The organism is Mycolicibacterium sp. SMGY-1XX, assembly GCF_059132455.1.
In genome coordinates this window covers 2591471-2612151 of record NZ_CP101139.1, presented here as the reverse complement: position 1 = coordinate 2612151, position 20681 = coordinate 2591471, and the positions used below count along the sequence as shown (strand labels likewise).

Here is a 20681-nt window from a genome sequence, read left to right as displayed (position 1 = left end):
CCGGAAAGCCTACGCGAGGCCGTAACCGGTTCGGGTTACCCTCGGTGGGCTTTCGGGGATGACTGGGAAGAGAGGACAACAGGTTGCACCGGCGAATCGCCACGCTGGCGGTAGCGCTGCTCGGCGTCGTGCCGCTGGTGGTCGCAACGGGCTGCAGTGACACGAACTCCTGGGTCGACATCTCACCCGGGGCCGGCTGGCCCGCCCAATACAGCGACTCCGCCAACAGCAGCTACACCTCGACCACCGGCGCCCAGGATCTGGAGTTCGGCTGGACCCGATCGGTCAAAGGTGAGCTCGGTGCCGCGGTGGCCCTGGGCTCCAACGGTGAATTGGCGGCCAACGCGGAAAGCCCCGCCGGCTGCACGCTGATGCTCTGGGAGAACGACAACAACGGCCGGCAACGCTGGTGCACACGGTTGTTCCCCGGCGGCGGATTCACCAGTGCGCTGTTCGACGGGTTTTCCAACCTCTATGTCGGTCAGCCCGGTGTCATGGTCTCCTACCCCACCACGCAGTGGATCCGCTGGCGCCGCCAGGTGATCGGGATGCCGCAGACGCCAAGGCTTCTGGGCGACGGCCGGCTGCTGGTCGCGACCCATCTGGGCCAGGTGCTGGTGTTCGACGCGCATCGCGGTTCGGTGGAGGGCAATCCGGTGGACCTGGTGTCGGATCTGGACCCGACGGATTCCCAGCGCGGTCTGACCGACTGCCCGCAGTCCGGCCCGGAATGCCCGGTCGCGACGGCCCCGGCCTTCTCCCCGGCGTCGCAGATGATCGTGCTGGGGCTCTGGCAACCGGGCGCTCCGGCGGCGACACTGGTGGGCCTGCGTTACCAGCCCGGGCAGAGCCCGGTGCTGGCCCGCGCGTGGACCAGTGACGCCGTGACCGACGGAGTGCTGGGAGCCCCGGTGTTGTCCGCTGACGGCAACACCGTCTACGTCAACGGCCGTGACCGGCAACTGTGGGCTCTCGATGCCGGCGATGGAACCGTGAAATGGTCTCAGCCGCTTGGTTTCCTGGCCCAGACACCGCCCACGGTGGGCCCGGACGGGCTGATCATCGCCGGCGGCGGCCCCGAAAGCGCCCTGGTTGCGGTCCGCGACGAGGGCGACCGCGGCGAGCAGGTGTGGCGAGACGACGAGGTGACCCCCCTGACCACCGCGGGCCGCGCCGGCGACGTGGCCTACAGCGTGGTGCGCGATGGCACCGGCATGGCGCTGCTGGTGTTCGATCCCGCCGACGGCCGCAGTGTCAATCGGTACCCGTTGCCCGAGGCGACAGGGTTTCCGGTGGGTGTGTCGATCGGCGCCGACCGCCGGGTGGTGGCGGCCACCAGTGCTGGCCAGGTGTACAGCTTCGCTCCGGCCTGATCGCTCTGGCCGACGTGGACGGTTCCGTCAGAGCTGCAGCGGCGGGATGGCGCTGCGCGGCACGCTGGCCTGCAGCGCTCCGGCCGCCTCGGGCAGCAGTTCGCCCTGCCCGAAGAAGAACAGCACCGCGTCGTCGGTGATCGCGAAGTTCTGGTAGTGCTGCGGGTCCAGCCCATCACCGAGCGGGGTGATGGACGGCTCCCCCAGCTGCTGCGCCAGCGTGCGCAGCACGATGGGATAGATGGCTTCCAGCGGTTCGGTTCCCGGCGCGAACAGGGTGTCGAAGGTGAGGGGCGCCTTGGCGGCGTCGTCGTAGGTGAAAGCCTTGAACCACGTGGAGGGGTGCGCGCCGCCCACGTTCTGGTACACCTCCAGCACCACCGACCGGGTACCGGCGCCCGCCGCGCCGGCGCTGTAGCGGGTGGACTTGATGTCCAGGGCGTACGGCAGATTCCAATTGCCCGGCATCTCGGCCACATTGACGAACCCGTCCCGAGTCTGCGCCAGGTAGTCCGACAGTGCGGCACCGTCCGGATAGTCCACCGGGAAGACCATGTCGAGCATGTACCGGGGATCTGCGAGGTGCACCTCGCACATCTGCTCGGCGGCGAGTGTGCCGCCGAATTGCGCGCACACCGGCGGCGTCTCGGCCGACGCGGTCGCCGGCCAGAGAAGGCTCGTCGTCACTGCCGCAGCGGCGGCTACCAGTGTGCGCATCGCCCATAGGTTACGTGGCTAGCGGGACGGCCTGCAGACGAATGCGACGGCGCGGCTGAGGTGTCCCGCGCCGATGCGCGCGATCACCACCGACAGGGCCTGCCCGCCTCGCGGCTTCAGCCGGCGGCGCAACGCATCGGGGTCGACGCCGACACCGCGCACCAGGATCTCCAGAGTGCCGCAGTCGAGTGCGGAAAGCACTTGGCGCAGCTTCTTTTCCGTGAATGGCAGCTGGTCGATCACCTCGAAGCCGCGCACTCCCTCCGGCAGGACGTCCCCGGTGAGGTAGGCGATGTCAGGGTCCAGTTGCCACAGCCGGTGCCGTGCCCCGTACTGGCGCACCAGGCCCGCCCGCACCACGGCACCATCGGGGTCGACGATCCAACGCCCCGCTGCCGCTGCGCCGCACTCGCCGGGGTCGGCATCGGTCAGTTGTTCGCCGGTGTCGAGCACGGTGGCCCGCCGACGGATACCGGGCTCCGTCAGTCCGGGCGACCACAGACAGGCCTCCCGAACCGAGCCGCCCAACGACGTCACCTCGATCTCGCCCTCGAAGCCGAGCTCGGCCACGGCGGCGAAATGGATTCCCGGAGCACACTTCACCACCAGATCGCGGCCGCGGTACACCTGCAGCACCCGGTCGAGCGGCGGGGTGTAGGCCGTGGGATCGAACCGTCGCGCACCTCCGCTGCGGCGCGCCGGATCGATGACGACGACAGCGCCGGTGGTGATCGGATACAACGCGTCGGCGCGGCACAGCGGCGGGCGCGGTGCGCCGCCCAGTCCGAGATTGTGCCGGGCCATCGCCAGTCGTACCGGGTCGATGTCACTGCCGACGAGTTCGTCGGTGACTTCCCGGAGCGCGGCGAGCTCGGTGCCGATGGAGCAGGTCGCATCGTGCACCACGCGCCCCGTCAGCCGCCGCGACCGGTGCCGGGCCACTGTGGTGGCGGTGGCTTGCTGCAGGGCGTCGTCGGTGAACAACCACCCGTCGGTACCCGCCAGTTTGGCGTGGGCGCGGCGCCGCAGAAGGATGGTCTCGACCAGTGCGGGGGTGTGTTCGCCGTGGCGGGCGCGCACCGCGGCGACATCGGCCACCAGGTCGGTCAGCGCGAGCTCATCCACCTCGGCCAGTGCGGCGGCACCGTCGTCCGACGTCAGATAACCGACGTCGTCGAGGGTGAAGTTCAGGACGGCTTCACCCCGGTGACCATGACGTTGTAGAACCAGCCTTTGGGCACGACGTTGCGCCAGAGGTTGGCGTCCACCCAGGACAACGTGGTCCAGCTGCCGAATGCGAACTTCGCCCAGCCCCAGCCCAGCTTGCCGGGCGGCACCGCGGCCTCGAACGTCCGCACGGGCCAGCCCAGCATCGCCGCGGTGAACTCCTCGCTGGCGGTCTCGACGTCCACGGCGCCGGCATTGCGCGCCATCCGTTCCAGGTCGGCGGGGTCGAAGGTGTGGAGGTCCACCACGGCTTCCAGCGCCGCAGCGCGCGAGGACTCGTCGAGTTCGGTCTGCGGCCGGCGCCAGCCGGACAGCCCGGGCAGTTTGGTGATGTTGGTGGCCGCGCGCCAGGTCAGGGTGGACAGCTGGCGTGCGTAGGTGTTGCCCACCGTGGTGGGCTCGCCGGCGAAGACGAACCGCCCGCCCGGCTTGAGAACGCGCACGACCTCACGCAGCGACAGCTCGACGTCGGGGATGTGGTGCAGGACGGCGTGGCCGACCACGAGGTCGAAAGTGTTGTCCTCGTAGGGAATGCCTTCGGCATCGGCGACCCGGCCGTCGATGTCCAGACCGAGTGACTGGCCGTTGCGGGTGGCCACCTTGACCATGCCCGGTGAAAGATCGGTCACCGAACCGCGCCGGGCCACCCCGGCCTGGATCAGATTGAGCAGGAAGAAGCCGGTACCGCAGCCGAGTTCCAGGGCGCGGTCGTACGGGAGTTCACGCTGCACATCCTCGGGCACGATGGCGTCGAAGCGGCCACGCGCGTACTCCACACAGCGCTGGTCGTAGGAAATCGACCACTTGTCGTCGTAGGACTCCGCTTCCCAGTCGTGGTACAGCACCTGCGCCAGCTTGGTGTCGTGGCGGGCGGCTTCGACCTGTTCCGCGGTGGCGTGCGGATTCGGGACGGGGCTTTCGTGCGTGCTCGTCATGCAGGGCAGCCTAACCCGACCGGTCGTGCGCCTGTCCGGCGGCGAAGACCTCGATGTAGCGCTTGCGTTCCTCGGTGACGCGTTTGGACTTCAGCGCCACCGATCCGTCGATTACGGCTTTGGCCGCCGCCAACGCTTCGGCCGGGGCGTCGACCAGCCGCTGCGCCCACGTCATCGCGCCGTCGAAGACGTGATCGGGAGCCACCAGCTGATCGAGCACGCCCAGAGCGGCGGCCTCGTTGGCGTCGACGAACCGGCCACTGAAGACCAGGTCCTTGGCGCGGCTGACGCCGACGGTGCGGGCCAGCCGGGCCATGCCGCCACCGCCGGGAATGAGTCCGGCCAGGATCTCGGTGGCCCCGATCTTCACGTTGTCGCCGCCCACCCGCCAGTCGGCGGCCAGCGCCAGCGTCAGCCCGCTGCCCAGCGCGTATCCGGTGACGGCGGCGACAGTGGGCTTGGGAATGGCGGCGACGGCTTCGATGGCGTGGTGGCGGATGTCCGCGCCTTCTTCGGCTTCCTTGGCGGTGAGCGTGCGAAGCTCGGGTACGTCGTCGCCGGCCGAGAAGATCTCATGGCCCCCGAACAGGATCACCGTGGCGATGTCAGCGCGCGTGGCCACCTCGGCCGCGGCGTCGGCCAGTTCGCGGTACATCTGCCGGGTGAAGGCGTTGTTCGGTGGCCGGGACAGCACGATGGTGCCCACGCCGGGGTGCTCGGACGCAGTGTGGACGGTCACGAACTCCCGCATCAGGATCCGATCGCTCGCCGGCTCAAGGCCCGACTACTCGCCGGCTCCTCCCCGGGCCTCGTCCCTCGCCCCGCCTCGTCGCGGCTCAAGGCCCGACTACTCGCCGGCTCCTCCCCGGGCCTCGTCCCTCGCCCCGCCTCGTCGCGGCTCAAGGCCCGACTACTCGCCGGCTCCTCCCCGGGCCTCGTCCCTCGCCCCGCCTCGTCGCGGCTCAAGGCGCGCGTCCGTCGCGTGCAGCGTTGTACCGCTCTCCGTCGAAGAACTCGATGGCCCACGTGCCGCGGCCCATGGTCAGGCTGGGCTGGATCGCGACGATCTCGCGCTCGATGGCCAGCACCTCGGCCACGGTCTTGCCGGCCAGCGAATCCAGCTGCGTCCATGTCGGCGGCAGCAGGAACGTGCGCTTGGCCGCGAAATCGTCGAGCGCGCGCTCCGGTGTGGCCCAGCCGACCCTGTCCGATTCGGTGTTCTCACCGTCGGCGCGCTGCCCCTCCGGCAGGGCGGCGACGAAGAAGAACGTGTCGTAGCGGCGGGTGCGCTCCTCTTCCGGGGTGATCCAGTTGGCCCACGGCCGCAACAGGTCCGCCCGCAGCATCAGGCCTTCCCGGCGCAGGAAGTCTCCGAAGGACAGCGTGTTGTCGGCCAGCGCCAGCCGGGCGTCCCGGTACACGCTGGCGTCGTCGACGATCAGATCGGGATCACCGGATGCCCCGGCGAACAGCACCCCGGATTCCTCGAACGTCTCCCGGGCCGCCGCACACACCAGGGCCAGCGCCAGATCCTCGTCCACCCCGAACCGCTGCGCCCACCACGACGGCGGCGGACCGTGCCAGTCGATATCGGCGTTACGGTCCCGGTCGTCGACCCCGCCGCCCGGAAAGACGATGACGCCGCCGACGAACTCCATCGCCCGGTGCCTGCGCATCAGGAACACCTCGACCCCGCGCTCACCGTCGCGTACCAGCATCACCGTCGCGGCGGGCCGGACGGGCAGAGGGACAAACGGCTCCTCCGACGAAGAAGTGCTCATGCTCGCCTCCGATGTGCAGCGCGGCTGCGGACCCGCCGCGCGAAGTAGCGGCCTTCGATCATCTCCAGCGCGATCGACTGGCCGAATGCCTTGGACAGGTTCTCCGATGTCATGACCTCGCTGAGCAGCCCACCGGCCACCACCTTGCCCTCCGACAGGATCAACGCGTGCGAGAAGCCCGGCGGGATCTCTTCGACGTGGTGGGTCACCAGCACGGTGGCGGGTGCGTCCGGGTCGGCGGCCAGGTCGGCCAGCCGCGCCACCAGCTCTTCGCGGCCGCCGAGGTCCAGGCCGGCTGCCGGCTCGTCGAGCAGCAGCAGTTCCGGATCGGTCATCAACGACCGGGCGATCAGCACACGTTTGCGCTCGCCTTCGCTCAGGGTGCCGTAGGTGCGCTCGGCCAGATGCTCGGCGCCGACGCTTTCCAGCATGTCGACCGCCTGCTCGTAATCGACGTCCTCGTAGGCTTCGCGCCAGCGCCCCAGCACCGCGTATCCGGCGGAGACCACCAGATCGCGAACCACCTCACTGTCCGGAACCCGTTGCGACAGAGCCGAACTCGAAAGGCCGACCCGCGCGCGCAGCTCGGCCATGTCCACTTTGCCCAGGCGTTCACCGAGCACGTGGGCCAGTCCGGTGGACGGGTACTCCATGGCGGCGGCGATGCGCAGCAGCGAAGTCTTACCGGCCCCGTTGGGTCCGATGACCACCCAGCGTTCATCGAGTTCGACCTGCCAGGAGACCGGGCCCACCAGGACCCGGCCCCCGCGGCGGAGCGAGACTTTCCGAAAATCGATCAGCAGGTCTGGGTCGACGGAGTCCTCTGCTTCGGGCACTCGATCATGGTAGTCATGGGCGTCTCGGCGCCGAACTCAGCGAGCACCTGCGCCGGCATCACCCGCAGGATCAGCTGCACCAGCGGACCGATCCCGAACGCGTAGATCACGGTCCCGATGCCGACGGTGCCACCCAGCAGCCAGCCGGTGGCCAGAACGGTGGCCTCGATCGTGGTGCGCACCAATCGCACTGACCATCCGGTGCGGGCCACCAGACCGGTCATCAGCCCGTCCCTGGGCCCCGGCCCGAGTCCGGCGCCGATGTAGAGCACGGTGCTGATGGCGTTGAGCACCACGGCGCCGAGCATCACCGCCACCCGGACGGGTAGCGACCCGAGCTCGGGCAGCACGGCCAGGGATGCGTCGACCGTGACGGCGATGACGATGACGTTGGCGACGGTGCCGACGCCGGGACGGTTGCGCAGCGGGATCCAGGCCAGCAGCACCGCGACCCCCACCAGCGCCGACGCGGTGCCGATGGTCAACCCGGTGTGCCCGGCCAGGCCCTGGTGAAAGACGTCCCACGGGTCGAGCCCGAGGCCGGCCCGCACCATCAGTGCCATCGAGAAGCCGTAACCGGCCAGGCCCAACAGCAGTGCACCGAGACGGATGGGCGTGAGCCGGGCCCTCATGCGTGGTCCGGGAATCGGACCCGGACGGCGTCGAGGTCCTGAATGGCGCGGCGGTAGTCGGCGTCGAGATCACGACGGTCCCACATCTCGTCGCCCTGGCTGGGCCGCACCGCCGCGGCGGCCATCCGCGCACCCAGGCGCGTCAGCCGAGCGGACCACATCGATAACCAGTTTTCGTTCATGGAGACATCTTCTGAGCCCACTGGCTTGCCATTCAATAGCCAGTTGGCGAATACTGGCCTGAACATGACCATAGAAATGGGGCGACGCGCCCTCGATGTGGACCTGCTCAGCCGCGAGCTCGGGAACTGGCGTACGGCCAACCGGGCCGGTCCCGCGTACCAGGGGCTCGCAGATGCCATCCGGCTGCTCATCGTCGACGGGCGTGTTCCCGTGGGCGCCCGGCTCCCGAGCGAGCGCGCCCTGGCCGACGCGCTGCGCGTTTCCCGCACCACCGTCACCGCGGCGTACACCCAGCTCGGTGAAGACGGTTATCTGCATGCCCGCCGCGGGGCCCGCAGCACCACCGCGCTCCCGGTCCTGCCGGCGGTCCAGACCAGTGCGGCCACCGCGACCGTCAGCCTGGCCGCCGCCGCACTCCCCGCACCACCGGCGGCCGTGCTCGACGCTTTCGCCGATGCCGCCGCTCAGGTGGCGCCGTACCTGCACGCGCCCGGTCACGAGCTGGTGGGCGTCGATGCACTACGCCTGGCCGTTGCCGAAAGATACTGTGCGCGTGGACTTCCCACTGAACCCGAGGACATCCTGATCACCAGCGGCGCGCAGCACGCCATCAGCCTGATCCTCGCCGCCTACACCCAGTCGGGCGACCGGGTGCTGGTCGAACAACCGACCTATCACGGCGCGCTGTCGGCGATCGCCACCGCGGGTGCCCGCGCGGTCCCGGTCGCGATGACGGACTCCGGCTGGGAACTGGATGCCGTGCACGCCGCGATCCGGCAACTGGCTCCCAATCTGGCCTACCTGATACCGGACAATCACAACCCGACCGGTTTCACCATGGCCGACGGCGACCGGAAACGGTTGGCGCACATCATCACCGAGACACGCACCCGCACCGTCATCGACGAGACGATCCTGGACATGTGGATCGATGACGAGCCGCCGCGACCGCTGGCCGCCGAGTTGACCAGCCGGCGCGACCTGGTGCTGACCATCGGCTCGATGTCCAAGTCGTTCTGGGGTGGACTGCGGATCGGTTGGATCCGGGCTGAACCGAGTATCGTCGCCACGCTGGCCGCGCTGCGGCCCTCACTCGATCTGGGCACCGCGATTCTCGAACAACTGGTCGCCGCAAGCCTGCTCGACGGCGCTGAAGGCATCCTGGCCGAGCGTCGCGAGATCCTGCGCTCCCGGCGCGCTTTCCTGGTCGATCTGCTGGCACGCCGGCTCCCCGACTGGCAGCCAGGTCACGGAGTGGGCGGGATGTCGCTGTGGGTGCGGCTTCCCACACCGATGAGCACCGCGCTCTCGGCGTCGGCGTCGAGGCTGGGGTTGGATCTGCCTGCGGGCCCGCGATTCGGTGTGGACGGGACCCTGGAACGCTTCATCCGGGTGCCTTACGCCCTGCCCGAGGACCAACTCGAGGAGGCCGTCGAATTGATGGTGCGCGCTTGGCATTCCGTCACCGGAGTCGGTGTCGCAGATGTGGGTGCCGCCGTCGTCGTGTGACCTCACGGCGCAGCGGTATCGCGGCGGCCTCGCCGGCGCTCATACATCGCGCGGTCGGCCCGTTCGAGAACCATGTCGATGGACAGGCCGTCCCCCGGCCGGTGTGCGGCGAAACCGATGGTCAACGCCACCGGAAGCTCCGCACCATCGGCAAGTCTGACCGGCGTGCGTCCCACCGCGGTGATGATCCGGTCAGCCAGCAGTCTGAGCCGGTCGTGGTCGGTGACGTCGGTGGTGATCAGGAACTCGTCGCCGCCCCAGCGTGCCACCAGGTCACCGTCGCCCACAGCGCCGAGCAGGCGGCCCGCCACCTCGATCAGCAGTTGATCGCCGGCGTGGTGGCCGCGCCTGTCGTTGACCGTCTTGAATCTCTCGATATCGCAGAAGAGCACGCCGTAGCCGAGTTCACCCGCCTGCAACCGCTCGAGCCTGCTCCACGCGGCGGACCGGTTGGCGATCGCGGTGAGTGGGTCGGTGGCAGCCTGCCGCGCCAGGTCGGCCTCGCGGATGCGGTCAGCGGTGACATCCACGATCTGCGAGACGAAGCACCGGGGCCGGTCACGCGGGGCGTGCACCAGCACAGCGGTCAGGGCGCACCACACCACGCGCCCGTCGGCGGCGATGTAACGCTTGTCGATGCGGTACGACCGCCGCCGCCCCGCCAGGCACTCGGCGACCAGGGCCAGATCGGAGTCCAGGTCATCAGGATGGGTGACCTGCTGGAAAGTCATCTCGGACAGCGCCTTTCGGCTGTATCCGAGCATCACCCGCAGCGCCCGGTTGGTACGCAGGAACGTGCCGTCCAGACCGACGACCGCCATACCGATGGGCGAATGCGCCAACGCCAACTCAAACCGCCGCTCCCCCAACAGGTCGAAGGTCTGGGGTAGCAGATCATCAGGCGCCGCAGTCACTTCCGCGGCGGGAAACCCGTGCGCCGGGGGCTTCGGACGACTGAGGTGATAGCCCTGGGCCCACGTGATGCCGGCCGCGCTGACGGCGTCGAGTTCTCCTTGCGTCTCCACCCCTTCGGCGATCACGGTGGCACCGATCTGGCCGGTGAACTCGGCGATCGCCTGCGCCAGCCGCCGCCGCGCATCGTCACCGTCGATGTTGCGGGTGATGGACAGATCGATCTTGACGAACTCCGGCTCCAGTTCGAGGACATGGGAGAACGAGGAGAAGCCGGCGCCGACGTCGTCGACTGCCACCCGCATCCCCCGTGTCCGGCAGGCCTCCAAAACGTCGTCGAGAGCCCCGTAGTTGTGCACCGCGTCGTGCTCGGTGATCTCGAGCACGATCCGCGACGCGTCGGCATCGGCCAGCAGCTCGGCCCACGGCACCTGCAGGACGGCCGCCGGCGAGATGTTGATGGCGACGAACACGTCGGCGGGAAGTTGCGGCATCATGGCCACGACGCGCATCACGATGGCCGTCTCGAGTTCGATGTTCAGGCCCAGCGCCGCGGCCCGCGTGAAGAAGGACGCGGGTTGAAACGGTTCGCACGGGAACCGGGCCAGCGCTTCGACACCCACCACCTGACCGGTGCCCACATCGTGAATCGCTTGGAAAACCACTTCGAACAGCCGATCGGAGACCACCCGGCGTATTGCCCGGCTCTGCTCGGCCGTGGAGTCGGCGCCACGCGCCGGCGATTCCATCAGGGCCCCGATCAGTTCGGCGACGTGCCGGACGATCCGCACGTCGACATCGGCGAGGTCCGGCTTCGCGTGTTGGCTCACCGCGCACACCGTTCCCAGCGTGGCCCCGTTGGCGTCGAGCACCGGCACGCCCACATAGGCGCCCAGCCCCAGCTCGCGCGTGATCGGCAGCGCAGCGGTCGTCTGGTTGGCGATCGTGTCCGGGATGACAGCGGGCAACCTGCCATCGATGACACGCACGCAGTAGGACCCCGACAACGACGACCGCTCGCCCGACGAGAGGCCCAGCGCTTCGGCATCCCCGTCGAGGACCTCGAACACCTGCATTCCGTCGCGGAAGCACGACAGCCAGGCGGTGTCCAGACCGAGTCGGGAGCGCAGCACACCCAACAACGTGCGGACCAGGTCGACGGGGATGTCAGGCTCGCCATCCGCGAGGGCCTTGTCAACCCCGTCGACGTGCATGGCAAGAAATATAGACCTGCACGTGACCGGACCTACTGCTCAACGAGGCAGCGGCCCGCTACTCGGAGGGAATGTCCACCCGACCGCCGAGCCCGTCCACCGCATCGGCCGCCTCGATCTCCGCGCGGGTGACACCGAGGATGAACAGCACGGTGTCCAGGTAAGGATGGCTCAACGACGCGTCGGCCACCTCACGCAACGCGGGCTTGGCGTTGAACGCGACACCGAGACCGGCGGCGGCCAGCATGTCGATGTCATTGGCTCCGTCACCGACGGCCACGGTCTGTTCCATGGGCACATTGACCTGGTGCGCGAAGTCACGCAGTGCTTTGGCTTTCCCGGGCCGGTCGACGATCTGCCCGACCACCCGGCCGGTGAGGATTCCGTCGACCACCTCGAGTTCGTTGGCCGCCACATAGTCCAGCATCAGTTCGTGCGCCAGCGGATCGATCACCTGCCGGAAGCCGCCGGAAACGACACCGCAGTGGAACCCAAGGCGCCGCAAAGTCCGAATTGTGGTGCGGGCGCCCGGAGTGAGCTCCAACTGGTCGGCCACCTCGTCGAGGACACTGGCGGGCAGACCCTCCAGAGTCGCCACCCGCTCCCGCAGCGATTCGGCGAAGTCGAGTTCGCCGCGCATCGCAGCCTCGGTGATCTGCGCAACCTTGGCTTCGGCGCCCGCCCGGGCGGCCAGCATCTCGATGACCTCGCCCTGGATCAGGGTCGAGTCGACATCGAAGACGATGAGCCGCTTGGCTCGCCGGCTCAGGCTGTACGCCTCGATCGCGACGTCGATGCCCTCCTCGACGGCGACCGCGGCCAGTGCCGCCTGCAGCTCACTGCCGACCCCGGGCGGGACCGACACCCGCAACTCGAGGCCGGTCACCGGATAGTCGGAGACACCGCGGATGAAGTCGATGTTGACCCCGAGCTTGGCGGCCTCACGCGCCAGCACACCGAACGCCTGCGCCGTGACCGGCCGTCCCAGCACCACGATGGAGTGCGTCGACGGCTCCCGGATGATCGGCAGATCATCACTGCGTTCGATCGAAACATCCAGTCCGACACCATGAATCGCGGCGCGGACTTCGCTGTGGAAGTCGTGTCCACCCAGCAGTACCGCAGGAGGACCCGATACCAGCACCCCGAGGGTGAGCCGCCCCCGGATGACCACCTGTTCGACATTGAGCAGTTCGACTTTGTGCCGTGAGAGCACTTCGAACAGCGCGGACGTCACGCCAGGTTGATCAACTCCGGTGACGGTGATCAACACCGACGCCTTCGGCACGCTAAGCCCCCCGCTGACTAACTCGTATGCCTCGGAGAATCACTGGGTGAATCAGGTACGGACGTTCTCGTCGTCGAGTCGCGTCACGTCACCGTCGGACGGGCCGTGCGCACGCCCGATGTGGGCCTCTGCGCGCATCCGGTCGATCATGTGCGGGTAGTGCAACTCGAACGCCGGGCGCTCGGACCGGATCCGGGGCAGCTCGGTGAAGTTGTGCCGCGGCGGCGGGCAGCTGGTGGCCCACTCCAGGGAGTTGCCGTAGCCCCACGGATCGTCGACCGTGACGACCTCGCCGTAGCGCCAGCTCTTGAACACGTTCCACAGGAACGGCAGCGTCGAGATGCCCAGGATGAACGCACCCACGGTGGAGACGATGTTCAGCGTGGTGAAGCCGTCGGTGGGCAGGTAGTCGGCGTACCGACGCGGCATGCCCTCGTCACCGAGCCAGTGCTGCACCAGGAACGTGGTGTGGAAGCCGATGAAGGTCAGCCAGAAGTGCAGCTTGCCCAGGCGCTCGTCGAGCAGGCGGCCCGTCATCTTCGGGAACCAGAAATAGATACCCGCGTAGGTGGCGAACACGATGGTGCCGAAGAGCACGTAGTGGAAGTGCGCGATGACGAAGTAGCTGTCGGTGACGTGGAAGTCCAGCGGCGGGCTGGCCAGCAGCACACCCGAGAGGCCACCGAGCAGGAACGTGACGATGAACCCGACCGAGAACAGCATGGGTGTCTCGAACGTCAACTGGCCCTTCCACATCGTGCCTATCCAGTTGAAGAACTTGATACCCGTGGGCACCGCGATCAGGAAGGTCATGAAGGAGAAGAACGGCAGCAGCACGGCGCCGGTGGCGTACATGTGGTGCGCCCACACCGCGACCGACAGCGCGGCGATGGCCAGCGTCGCGTAGATCAGGGTGGTGTAACCGAAGATCGGCTTGCGGCTGAAGACCGGGAAGATCTCCGAGACGATGCCGAAGAACGGCAGCGCGATGATGTACACCTCGGGGTGGCCGAAGAACCAGAACAGGTGCTGCCACAGCAGGACACCGCCGTTGGCGGGGTCGTAGACGTGGGCACCGAGATGGCGGTCGGCGGCCAGACCGAACAGCGCGGCGGTCAGCAGCGGGAAGGCCAGCAGCACCAGGATGGACGTCACCAGGATGTTCCAGGTGAAGATCGGCATCCGGAACATCGTCATGCCGGGGGCGCGCATGCAGACGCAGGTGGTGATCATGTTGACGCCACCGAGGATGGTGCCGAGACCACCGACGGCCAGACCCATGATCCACAGGTCGGCGCCGGCACCCGGTGAGTGGATGGCGTCGGTCAGCGGCGAGTAGGCGGTCCAGCCGAAGTCGGCGGCACCACCGGGGGTGATGAAGCCGGCGGTGGCGATCAACGCGCCGAACAGGAACAGCCAGAACGAGAATGCGTTCAGCCGCGGGAACGCCACGTCGGGCGCACCGATCTGCAGCGGAAGCACCAGGTTGGCGAACCCGAACACGATCGGGGTGGCGTAGAACAGCAGCATCACCGTGCCGTGCATGGTGAACAGCTGGTTGAACTGCTCGTTGGACAGGAACTGCAGCCCCGGCAGGGCGAGCTCGGTCCGCATGAACAGCGCCATCAGGCCGCCGATGAGGAAGAAGGCGAAGCAGGCGACGCAGTACATGATGCCGATCAGCTTGTGATCGGTGGTGGTGATCAGCTTGTAGATCAGGTTGCCCTTGGGGCCGACCCGCTCCGGGTACGGACGCGCGGCTTCGAGTTCTCCAAGCGGGGGCGCTTCGGCGGTCAAGAGCTCCTCCAAGAAATCACTTCAGGCCACCGAACGGTAGCCACTGATCTTCTGGACGAATCCTATCCCCCGTTCCTGTGTCTGTCGGCACGGGTCCGACAAAGTGTCGTAGATGCCGGTGTTACGGTCGGGCCGTGCTGATCAGCCGTCTGCGCCCGGGGGTCCTCACCGCTGCCGCAGCCGTGCTCACGGCGGTCACCGTGACGTTGAGCGCCGGCTGCTCCGCCCCCCAGGGCATGACCCCGGTGGAGCCGTCCCGCAGCATCGTCACCAGCACCACCAAGATCGCCGACGCCGCCGTGTTGGGAAATCTGCGCCGGCCCGACGAATCCTGCGCACCCGAACCAGCTGCGGTGGATCCCGGACCTCCCACCCGCCCCGTCAACAGCGGTACCGACCGCGGTGACATCGAGGTGCCCGCCGACCCGCAACGCATCGTCGCCCTGTCCGGCGATCAACTCGATGCCCTGTGCGCCCTGGGATTGCAGTCACGCGTGGTGGCCGCCGCCCTGCCCGACGGCTCCGATCAGCAGCCGTCCTACCTCGGCACCGTCATCCACCAGGTGCCCGGCGCCGGCCCGCGCAGCGCTCCCGATACCGCCGCCGTCGCCGCGGCGAGCCCGGACCTCATCCTCGGATCGACAGCCCTGACGCGGGAGTTCTACAGCGACTTCCTGGCCATCGCGCCCACGGTGTTCACCGGGGCGCCCGGCGCCAGGTGGGCCGACACCGTGCGCACCGTGGGCGCGGCGACCGGCCGTGCCCGCGCCGCCGAGGAGCTGCTGGCCAGGTTTGCCGACGAGGCCAGGGAAACCGGACTGACCAACGACGCCACGCACTACCAGGTCTCGGTGGTGCAGCTGACCGACACCGCGGTGCGGGTGTTCGGGGCCGACAATTTCCCGGCGTCTGTCCTCGCCCAGGTGGGTGTGGACCGGCCCGCGTCGCAGCGCTTCACCGATCAGCCGTACGTCGAAGTCGGTATGGACGCCGCGGACCTCTCGGCCGCGGACGGTGACATCATCTACGTCTCGTTCGACTCGCCGGCGGCCAAGGAGCGCGCCGCATCCTTCATGACCAGCGACGCGTGGCGCGCGCTGTCGGCCACCCGGGACCATCGTGTCTTCGTCGTCAACAACGAGGTGTGGCAGACCGGCGAGGGCCTCGTCGCCGCCCGCGGCGTCGTCGAGGACTTGCGATTCGTCAACTCACCGGTCAACTGAGGCTGCACTAGATTCGTGGTCGTGTTCCACGTACTGACACTGACCTATCTGAAGCCCCTCGACGTGGTCGACCAGACCCGCCCCGCGCACGTCGAGTGGATCAACTCCGAGATCGCCAAGGGACGGTTGCTGCTGGCAGGGCGCCAGGAATCGGAACAGGGCGGAGTCCTGATCACCGGCGACATCCCCGTCGAGGCCGCCGAGGAACTGATGGCCGCCGACCCCTACACGGGGGCCGGACTGGTGACTTACGAGCGGGTCGGCTTCAACGCTGCGCTGCGGGCCCCGGGTCTTTAATCTCACAATCGGACCCGTCGGGGAGTAAACCGGGGGCGCGACCCGTTGCGCCAATTCGGGTAACCGCGAAGACGCGGGCTTGATATGTCCGAATTCGCACATTTGCACACGAGCTGAAGAGGGCTAGTTATATGACCACGACCGTTTCCGCCTACGCCGCGACCTCCGCCACCGAGCCGCTCACCAAGACCACCATCGAGCGCCGCGATGTGGGCCCGCATGATGTCGCCTTCGACATCAAGTTCGCCGGCATCTGTCACAGCGACATCCACACCGTCAAGGCCGAGTGGGGCCAGCCCAACTACCCGGTGGTGCCCGGCCACGAGATCGCCGGCGTCGTCACCGAGGTGGGTTCCGAGGTCACCAAGTTCAAGGTCGGCGACCACGTCGGCGTCGGCTGCATGGTGAATTCCTGCCAGAACTGCGAGAACTGCAAAGCCGGTAAAGAGCAGTACTGCACCGGCGGCGGCATGATCGGCACCTACAACGCCACCGACAAGGACGGCACCCCGACTCAGGGTGGCTACAGCCAGGCGATCGTCACCAACGAGAACTTCGTGCTGCGCATCCCCGACTCGCTGCCGCTGGACAAGGCCGCTCCCCTGCTGTGCGCCGGTGTCACCCTCTGGTCACCGCTGAAGCACTGGAACGCCGGACCGGGCAGCAAAGTCGCCGTCATCGGCCTCGGCGGCCTCGGCCACATGGGCGTCAAGCTCGCTGCCGCCCTGGGCGCCGAGGTGACCGTGCTCAGCCAGTCGCTGAAGAAGATGGAAGACGGGCTGCGCCTGGGCGCCAGCGAGTACTACGCCACCAGCGATCCCGACACCTTCAAGAAGCTGGCCGGAAAATTCGACCTGATCCTCAACACTGTGTCGGCCAACCTGGACCTCGGCCTGTACCTGGGCCTGCTGAAAATCGACGGCACGCTGGTCGAGCTGGGCGCCCCGGAGCAGCCCCTCGAGGTGCCGTTCTTCCCGCTGGCCGGCGGCCGCCGCAGCCTGTCCGGTTCGATGATCGGCGGCATCCCCGAGACCCAGGAGATGCTCGACTTCTGCGCCGAGCACGATGTGACCCCCGAGATCGAGGTCATCGAGGCCTCCTACGTCAACGAGGCCTACGAGCGGGTGTTGGCCAGCGACGTGCGCTACCGCTTCGTCATCGACACCAGCACCATCTAGTAGCTAGATCCCCCGCAGGAAGTCTCCGGAGACGGTGACCGCGGGCGCCGACGAGTCGCCGCCCACCACCAGCGTCGCGAACGCGACGTCTCCGGAGATTCCCGCGAACCACCCGTGAGAGCTGGTGTTGTCCCCGAATTCGGCGGTGCCCGTCTTGCCGCCGAGTTCGGGGATGTCGCGTAATTGGGCGGCGGTGCCCTCGGTGACGGTTTGCCGCATCATCGCCCGTAGCGGCTGAGTCACGTTGGGCGGCAACGGAACCGACTCCGTATCCGCCTCGGTGGCCTCACCCTCGACGAGGGTGGGCGTGACGGTGGCCCCGTGCGCGAGGCTGGCCTCGGCCACGGCCAGACCGAAGGGGCTGACCGTCACCGTGCCCTGCCCGATCCCGTTCTCCACCCGCTGCGCCGGGGTGTCCGCCGCTGGTACCGCGCCGGTGACCGTGGTCAACCCGGGGATCACATAGTCGACGCCGATGCCGAAGTCGCGCGCTGTGGTGGTCAGGGCGCCGGGCGGCAATTGGTCGGCGAGCTGTCCCATGGTGGTGTTGCACGATCGTGCGAATGCCGTGGCAAACGGCACCGTCCCCAGATCGAAGTTGTCATCGTTGGGGATGGTGCGGTTGTCGATGGTCAAGACGCCCGGGCAGCTGACCGGGGTCTCCGGTGCCACCAGTCCCGCGCTCAGAGCGGCCGCCGAGGTGATGGTCTTGAACGTGGACCCCGGCGGATAGAGTCCCGAAAAGGCCAGGGGGCCTTGAGCATTGGCTGCCACGTTCTGCGCCGCGGCAAGAATGCCGCCGGTGGAGGCGGACAGCGCCACCAGAACGGTGGGCCGGGGCTCGACGGACACCGCCCGCTGCGCCAGCAACTGCAGCCGCAGATCCACAGTGGTGCGAATCGGCTCGGTGGGCTTCGGCGGTGACGACTCCAACCGCTGTGCCAGTGCGCCGTCGGCATCCACCAGCGACACCGACCAACCCGAGTTGGCCGTGATCCGGTTGTGCCACAGTTCGGGCAAACCGGCGATGGCCGGCGACGACAGGTTTCGGTCGGCGGTCAGCAGCTCACCCTGCTGGACGACGGTGACACCAGGGATGGTGGCCAGCGCGGGCGAGATCAGGGCGAGGTCGGCTTCGCGCAGCTTGATCACGGTCACCCGGTCATCTGTGTTGCCGGCGAACAGGGCGGCGATCGACTCGGGGGTGACAGCCGGCTCGAACGGCACCAGCAGTGGCGCCAGGGCCGCGGCTGATGCCTGCTGCGCCCTGTCCAGGCTGATGACCCCGACGGTCTGCCACGTCAGCAGCGGCTGACCGGTGCGGTCCAGGACCGGGGTCTGCAGATCGCTGTCCTGGCTGAACTGGAAATTCAACCCCGGCTGCAGGTCGCGGTGCAGCAGCGTCGGCGACCAGGTGATGCGCCAGTCCTCTCCGTCTCGGGCGACGGTCGCATCGGTGTCGTAACGCATCTCGCGGCCCGGCCCGAACGTCCACTGGTACGAGACGGTGAACTCGGCATCCTGGCCGTCGACCTGGACGGGAGTCGCTGCCACCGATGCGCCCTGTCCCATGCCGTCGAGCATGCCGGCTATCACCGGCTCCGCGGCGGCGGGATCCGTGGTCTCGGCGGCTGCGGCCCGAGCATCCTTGCGTTGCAGCGCGTTTGCGAATGCCGTGAAGCGATCACTCGGGTCAGGGCCGCCGGAACAGCCGACCACGCCGAGCAGCATGGCGAGCGTCGTAACGATCAGGACCACCTGGTGCACTCTGCGTCGCCTCATAGACCTCCGAGTTAACCGCTCCGAGCCGCACAGCTCAACCTGTCAAGTTGCTGCGAATACCTGTGGCCAAGTTGTGAGGCCCATTCCCCGATGCGACGCTCGCTGCGGATTCGCAACGCCGCGGAACCCTCAGCATCCCTTTTCGATCCAGGAGGCCCGCGGTGAGTACTGATTCCGCAGCCGTTCAGTCACCCGATTCTCCGTCGGGACTGAAAAAAGGCGCCATCGGCATGGTGGCCGTTATTTTCATGGCGGTCGCCAACGCGGCGCCCATCACCGCGATGACCGGCAACACGCCCATCGCCGTCGGATTCGGCAACGGCCTCGGCGCGCCCGCCGGGTTCCTCTTCGCGACCATCATCCTCACGCTGTTCGCACTGGGCTACGTGGCGATGGCCAAGCACATCACCACCACCGGCGCCTTCTACGGCTTCATCTCGCACGGCCTTGGCCAGGTGTGGGGCATGGCCAGCGGGATGCTCGCGACATTCGCCTACGTGGTCTTCGAGGGATCCCTGATCGGCGGCTGCGCCTATTTCGCCAACGATGCGGTCAACACCATTGTGGGCGTGGACATCCCGTGGCTGGTGTTCGCCGTCGGCGCGGTGCTCGTCATAGCGGCGCTGTGCCACTTTCACATCAGCCTCACCGCGGCCATCCTCGGTGTCACGCTCGTGGCCGAGGTGCTGGTACTGCTCGCGCTGGCGTTCTCGGTGGTCTTCTCCGGCGGCGGCCCCGACGGTTTCATGCTGGACAAGACCGTGCTGCTGAACAACGCCTTCTCCAGCCTGCCCGAGGGCGCCTTCGGCACCGCGGCGGCGGCCGGGTCCATGGCGATCGGGCTGTTCTTCGCGTTCTGGTCCTGGGTCGGATTCGAGACCACGGCGGTGTACGGCGAGGAATCCCGCAACCCGAAGAAGATCATCCCGCGGGCCACCCTGATCGCGGTGATCGGCCTGGGGCTGTTCTACACATTCGTCTCGGCGATGGTGCTGGCCGGCAACGGCGCCGCAGCCTCGGTGGAGGCCTCGATCAGCGCCTCGCCGCTGGATCTGTACTTCGGTCTGGTGGAAGCCAACCTCGGCACCATCCTGCTCGACATCTACAAGATCTTGTTGGTGATCGGCTCCTTCGCCTGCGCGCTGGCGTTCCACAACGCCGCCTCGCGCTACCTGTTCGCCCTGGGCCGCGAAATCCCCTCGGCCGCAGTGCAGAAGAGCATCGGCGCGGCGCATCCCAAACACGGCTCGCCGTACATCGCCTCGGCGGTGCAGAGTGCGATCACCCTGGCGATCGTGTTGCTGTTCGCGTTCTTCACCGCCGTGCAGGTGCCCGACGCCGACGGTGTGCCCGTCGATACTCCGGCGCTGGTGCCCTACACCAACATCTACGGACTGCTGGCGCTGATCGGCACCGCCGCGATCCTGCTGGTGCAGGCCATCTGCTCGTTCGCCGTGATCTGGTACTTCTGGGTGCGAAAGACCCACCGCGGCAACATCATCACCACGTTGGTTTGCCCCCTCATCGGTGGCGTGGCCATGCTCTACGTGGTGTGGCTGCTGTGGGACAACCGCGCCTTCGCCGCGGGTTATGCCGCCAACTCCCTGGTGTTCAAGGCCGGTCCGTACTTCATCCTGGCCGTCTTCGTGCTCGGGCTCGTGTACGCGCTGTGGCTGCGGTCCGCACGGCCCGAGGTCTACGCCGCGATCGGGCGGACGGTGATGGAGGACGCCCACGAACGCGCCTGAGCGCACCTGAACGAAACCCCCTGTGGCACACAGCGCCACAGGGGGTTTC

18 protein-coding genes are annotated in these 20681 nt (G+C 68.0%); 6 read left to right on the top strand and 12 right to left on the bottom strand.

All coding sequences use genetic code 11. From position 1 onward, the window contains the following. The first annotated feature begins 83 nt into the window (after positions 1-83). Positions 84-1373, top strand: a complete 1290-nt coding sequence (locus tag NL241_RS12820; RefSeq protein ID WP_494397737.1) for a BamB-related PQQ repeat family beta-propellar protein — start codon at positions 84-86, stop codon at positions 1371-1373. Between the two features lie 27 nt (positions 1374-1400). Here the strand turns inward: NL241_RS12820 and NL241_RS12815 are convergent, their stop codons facing one another. The 8 genes from NL241_RS12815 to NL241_RS12780 all read right to left on the bottom strand — a co-directional run bounded on the left by NL241_RS12815 (position 1401) and on the right by NL241_RS12780 (position 7662). Further along, positions 1401-2090: an esterase gene (locus NL241_RS12815; RefSeq protein WP_494397736.1), complete on the bottom strand. Its 690-nt coding sequence runs from the start codon at positions 2088-2090 to the stop codon at positions 1401-1403. 18 nt (positions 2091-2108) lie between these two features. Further along, a complete protein-coding gene (locus NL241_RS12810) occupies positions 2109-3320 on the bottom strand; it encodes a class I SAM-dependent methyltransferase (protein WP_494398300.1) in 1212 nt (403 codons plus the stop codon). Beyond that, a complete protein-coding gene (locus tag NL241_RS12805; RefSeq protein WP_487688847.1) occupies positions 3278-4252 on the bottom strand; it encodes a class I SAM-dependent methyltransferase in 975 nt (324 codons plus the stop codon). Before NL241_RS12805 ends, NL241_RS12810 begins: the two co-directional genes overlap by 43 nt. 10 nt (positions 4253-4262) lie before the next feature. Continuing rightward, entirely contained in the window at positions 4263-5003 is a 741-nt protein-coding gene (locus tag NL241_RS12800; protein WP_494397735.1) for an enoyl-CoA hydratase, read from the bottom strand. Between the two features lie 211 nt (positions 5004-5214). Then, on the bottom strand, positions 5215-6033 hold the full coding sequence (locus NL241_RS12795; protein ID WP_494397734.1) for an NUDIX hydrolase: 819 nt from the start codon (positions 6031-6033) through the stop codon (positions 5215-5217). Next, a complete protein-coding gene (locus tag NL241_RS12790) occupies positions 6030-6869 on the bottom strand; it encodes an ABC transporter ATP-binding protein (protein WP_494397733.1) in 840 nt (279 codons plus the stop codon). Before NL241_RS12790 ends, NL241_RS12795 begins: the two co-directional genes overlap by 4 nt. Continuing rightward, entirely contained in the window at positions 6830-7501 is a 672-nt protein-coding gene (gene yczE / locus NL241_RS12785; protein WP_487688835.1) for a membrane protein YczE, read from the bottom strand. Before yczE ends, NL241_RS12790 begins: the two co-directional genes overlap by 40 nt. After that, positions 7498-7662: a hypothetical protein gene (locus tag NL241_RS12780; protein WP_494397732.1), complete on the bottom strand. Its 165-nt coding sequence runs from the start codon at positions 7660-7662 to the stop codon at positions 7498-7500. The genes yczE and NL241_RS12780 overlap by 4 nt, the downstream gene beginning before the upstream one ends. A gap of 85 nt (positions 7663-7747) precedes the next feature. Here NL241_RS12780 and yczR point away from each other — a divergent pair, with 85 nt between their 5' ends. Next, the gene (gene yczR / locus NL241_RS12775; RefSeq protein ID WP_487688830.1) at positions 7748-9193 is read left to right on the top strand and encodes a MocR-like transcription factor YczR; all 1446 of its coding nucleotides are present in this window, start codon (positions 7748-7750) and stop codon (positions 9191-9193) included. 2 nt (positions 9194-9195) lie between these two features. On the opposite strand, the gene NL241_RS12770 is transcribed toward yczR, so the two are convergent. From NL241_RS12770 to ctaD, 3 genes are read right to left on the bottom strand one after another with little or no spacing between them, the layout of a single operon-like run. Then, positions 9196-11319 carry an EAL domain-containing protein gene (locus NL241_RS12770; protein WP_494397731.1) on the bottom strand — a complete coding sequence of 708 codons (2124 nt, stop codon included), beginning with the start codon at positions 11317-11319 and terminating at the stop codon, positions 9196-9198. Positions 11320-11377: 58 nt separating this feature from the next. Continuing rightward, entirely contained in the window at positions 11378-12607 is a 1230-nt protein-coding gene (gene serB, locus NL241_RS12765; protein ID WP_487688824.1) for a phosphoserine phosphatase SerB, read from the bottom strand. 51 nt (positions 12608-12658) lie between these two features. After that, positions 12659-14404: an aa3-type cytochrome oxidase subunit I gene (gene ctaD / locus NL241_RS12760; RefSeq protein ID WP_487689382.1), complete on the bottom strand. Its 1746-nt coding sequence runs from the start codon at positions 14402-14404 to the stop codon at positions 12659-12661. Between the two features lie 134 nt (positions 14405-14538). Between ctaD and NL241_RS12755 the strand changes: the two genes are divergently transcribed. From NL241_RS12755 to NL241_RS12745, 3 genes are all read left to right on the top strand, one after another. After that, positions 14539-15627, top strand: a complete 1089-nt coding sequence (locus tag NL241_RS12755) for an ABC transporter substrate-binding protein (RefSeq protein ID WP_487688822.1) — start codon at positions 14539-14541, stop codon at positions 15625-15627. 21 nt (positions 15628-15648) lie between these two features. Continuing rightward, entirely contained in the window at positions 15649-15924 is a 276-nt protein-coding gene (locus NL241_RS12750) for a YciI family protein (RefSeq protein WP_487688820.1), read from the top strand. 131 nt (positions 15925-16055) lie between these two features. Beyond that, entirely contained in the window at positions 16056-17102 is a 1047-nt protein-coding gene (locus NL241_RS12745; protein WP_487688817.1) for an NAD(P)-dependent alcohol dehydrogenase, read from the top strand. Positions 17103-17105: 3 nt separating this feature from the next. Here the strand turns inward: NL241_RS12745 and NL241_RS12740 are convergent, their stop codons facing one another. Next, complete coding sequence (locus NL241_RS12740) at positions 17106-18833, bottom strand: penicillin-binding transpeptidase domain-containing protein (RefSeq protein ID WP_494398299.1); 1728 nt, start codon at positions 18831-18833, stop codon at positions 17106-17108. A 212-nt stretch (positions 18834-19045) separates the two neighbouring features. On the opposite strand from NL241_RS12740, the gene NL241_RS12735 reads away from it, so the two are divergent. Beyond that, positions 19046-20632, top strand: a complete 1587-nt coding sequence (locus tag NL241_RS12735; RefSeq protein WP_494397730.1) for an APC family permease — start codon at positions 19046-19048, stop codon at positions 20630-20632. Positions 20633-20681 lie beyond the last annotated feature (49 nt).

Coding starts and splice junctions, on each gene's coding strand:
- NL241_RS12800 (WP_494397735.1), bottom strand. CDS start 5,003: ATGCGGGAGTTCGTGACCGTCCACACTGCGTCCGAGCACCCCGGCGTG.
- NL241_RS12740 (WP_494398299.1), bottom strand. CDS start 18,833: ATGCTGCTCGGCGTGGTCGGCTGTTCCGGCGGCCCTGACCCGAGTGAT.
- NL241_RS12795 (WP_494397734.1), bottom strand. CDS start 6,033: ATGAGCACTTCTTCGTCGGAGGAGCCGTTTGTCCCTCTGCCCGTCCGG.
- NL241_RS12805 (WP_487688847.1), bottom strand. CDS start 4,252: ATGACGAGCACGCACGAAAGCCCCGTCCCGAATCCGCACGCCACCGCG.
- NL241_RS12815 (WP_494397736.1), bottom strand. CDS start 2,090: ATGCGCACACTGGTAGCCGCCGCTGCGGCAGTGACGACGAGCCTTCTC.
- yczE (WP_487688835.1), bottom strand. CDS start 7,501: ATGAGGGCCCGGCTCACGCCCATCCGTCTCGGTGCACTGCTGTTGGGC.
- NL241_RS12770 (WP_494397731.1), bottom strand. CDS start 11,319: ATGCACGTCGACGGGGTTGACAAGGCCCTCGCGGATGGCGAGCCTGAC.
- yczR (WP_487688830.1), top strand. CDS start 7,748: ATGACCATAGAAATGGGGCGACGCGCCCTCGATGTGGACCTGCTCAGC.
- NL241_RS12780 (WP_494397732.1), bottom strand. CDS start 7,662: ATGTGGTCCGCTCGGCTGACGCGCCTGGGTGCGCGGATGGCCGCCGCG.
- NL241_RS12745 (WP_487688817.1), top strand. CDS start 16,056: ATGACCACGACCGTTTCCGCCTACGCCGCGACCTCCGCCACCGAGCCG.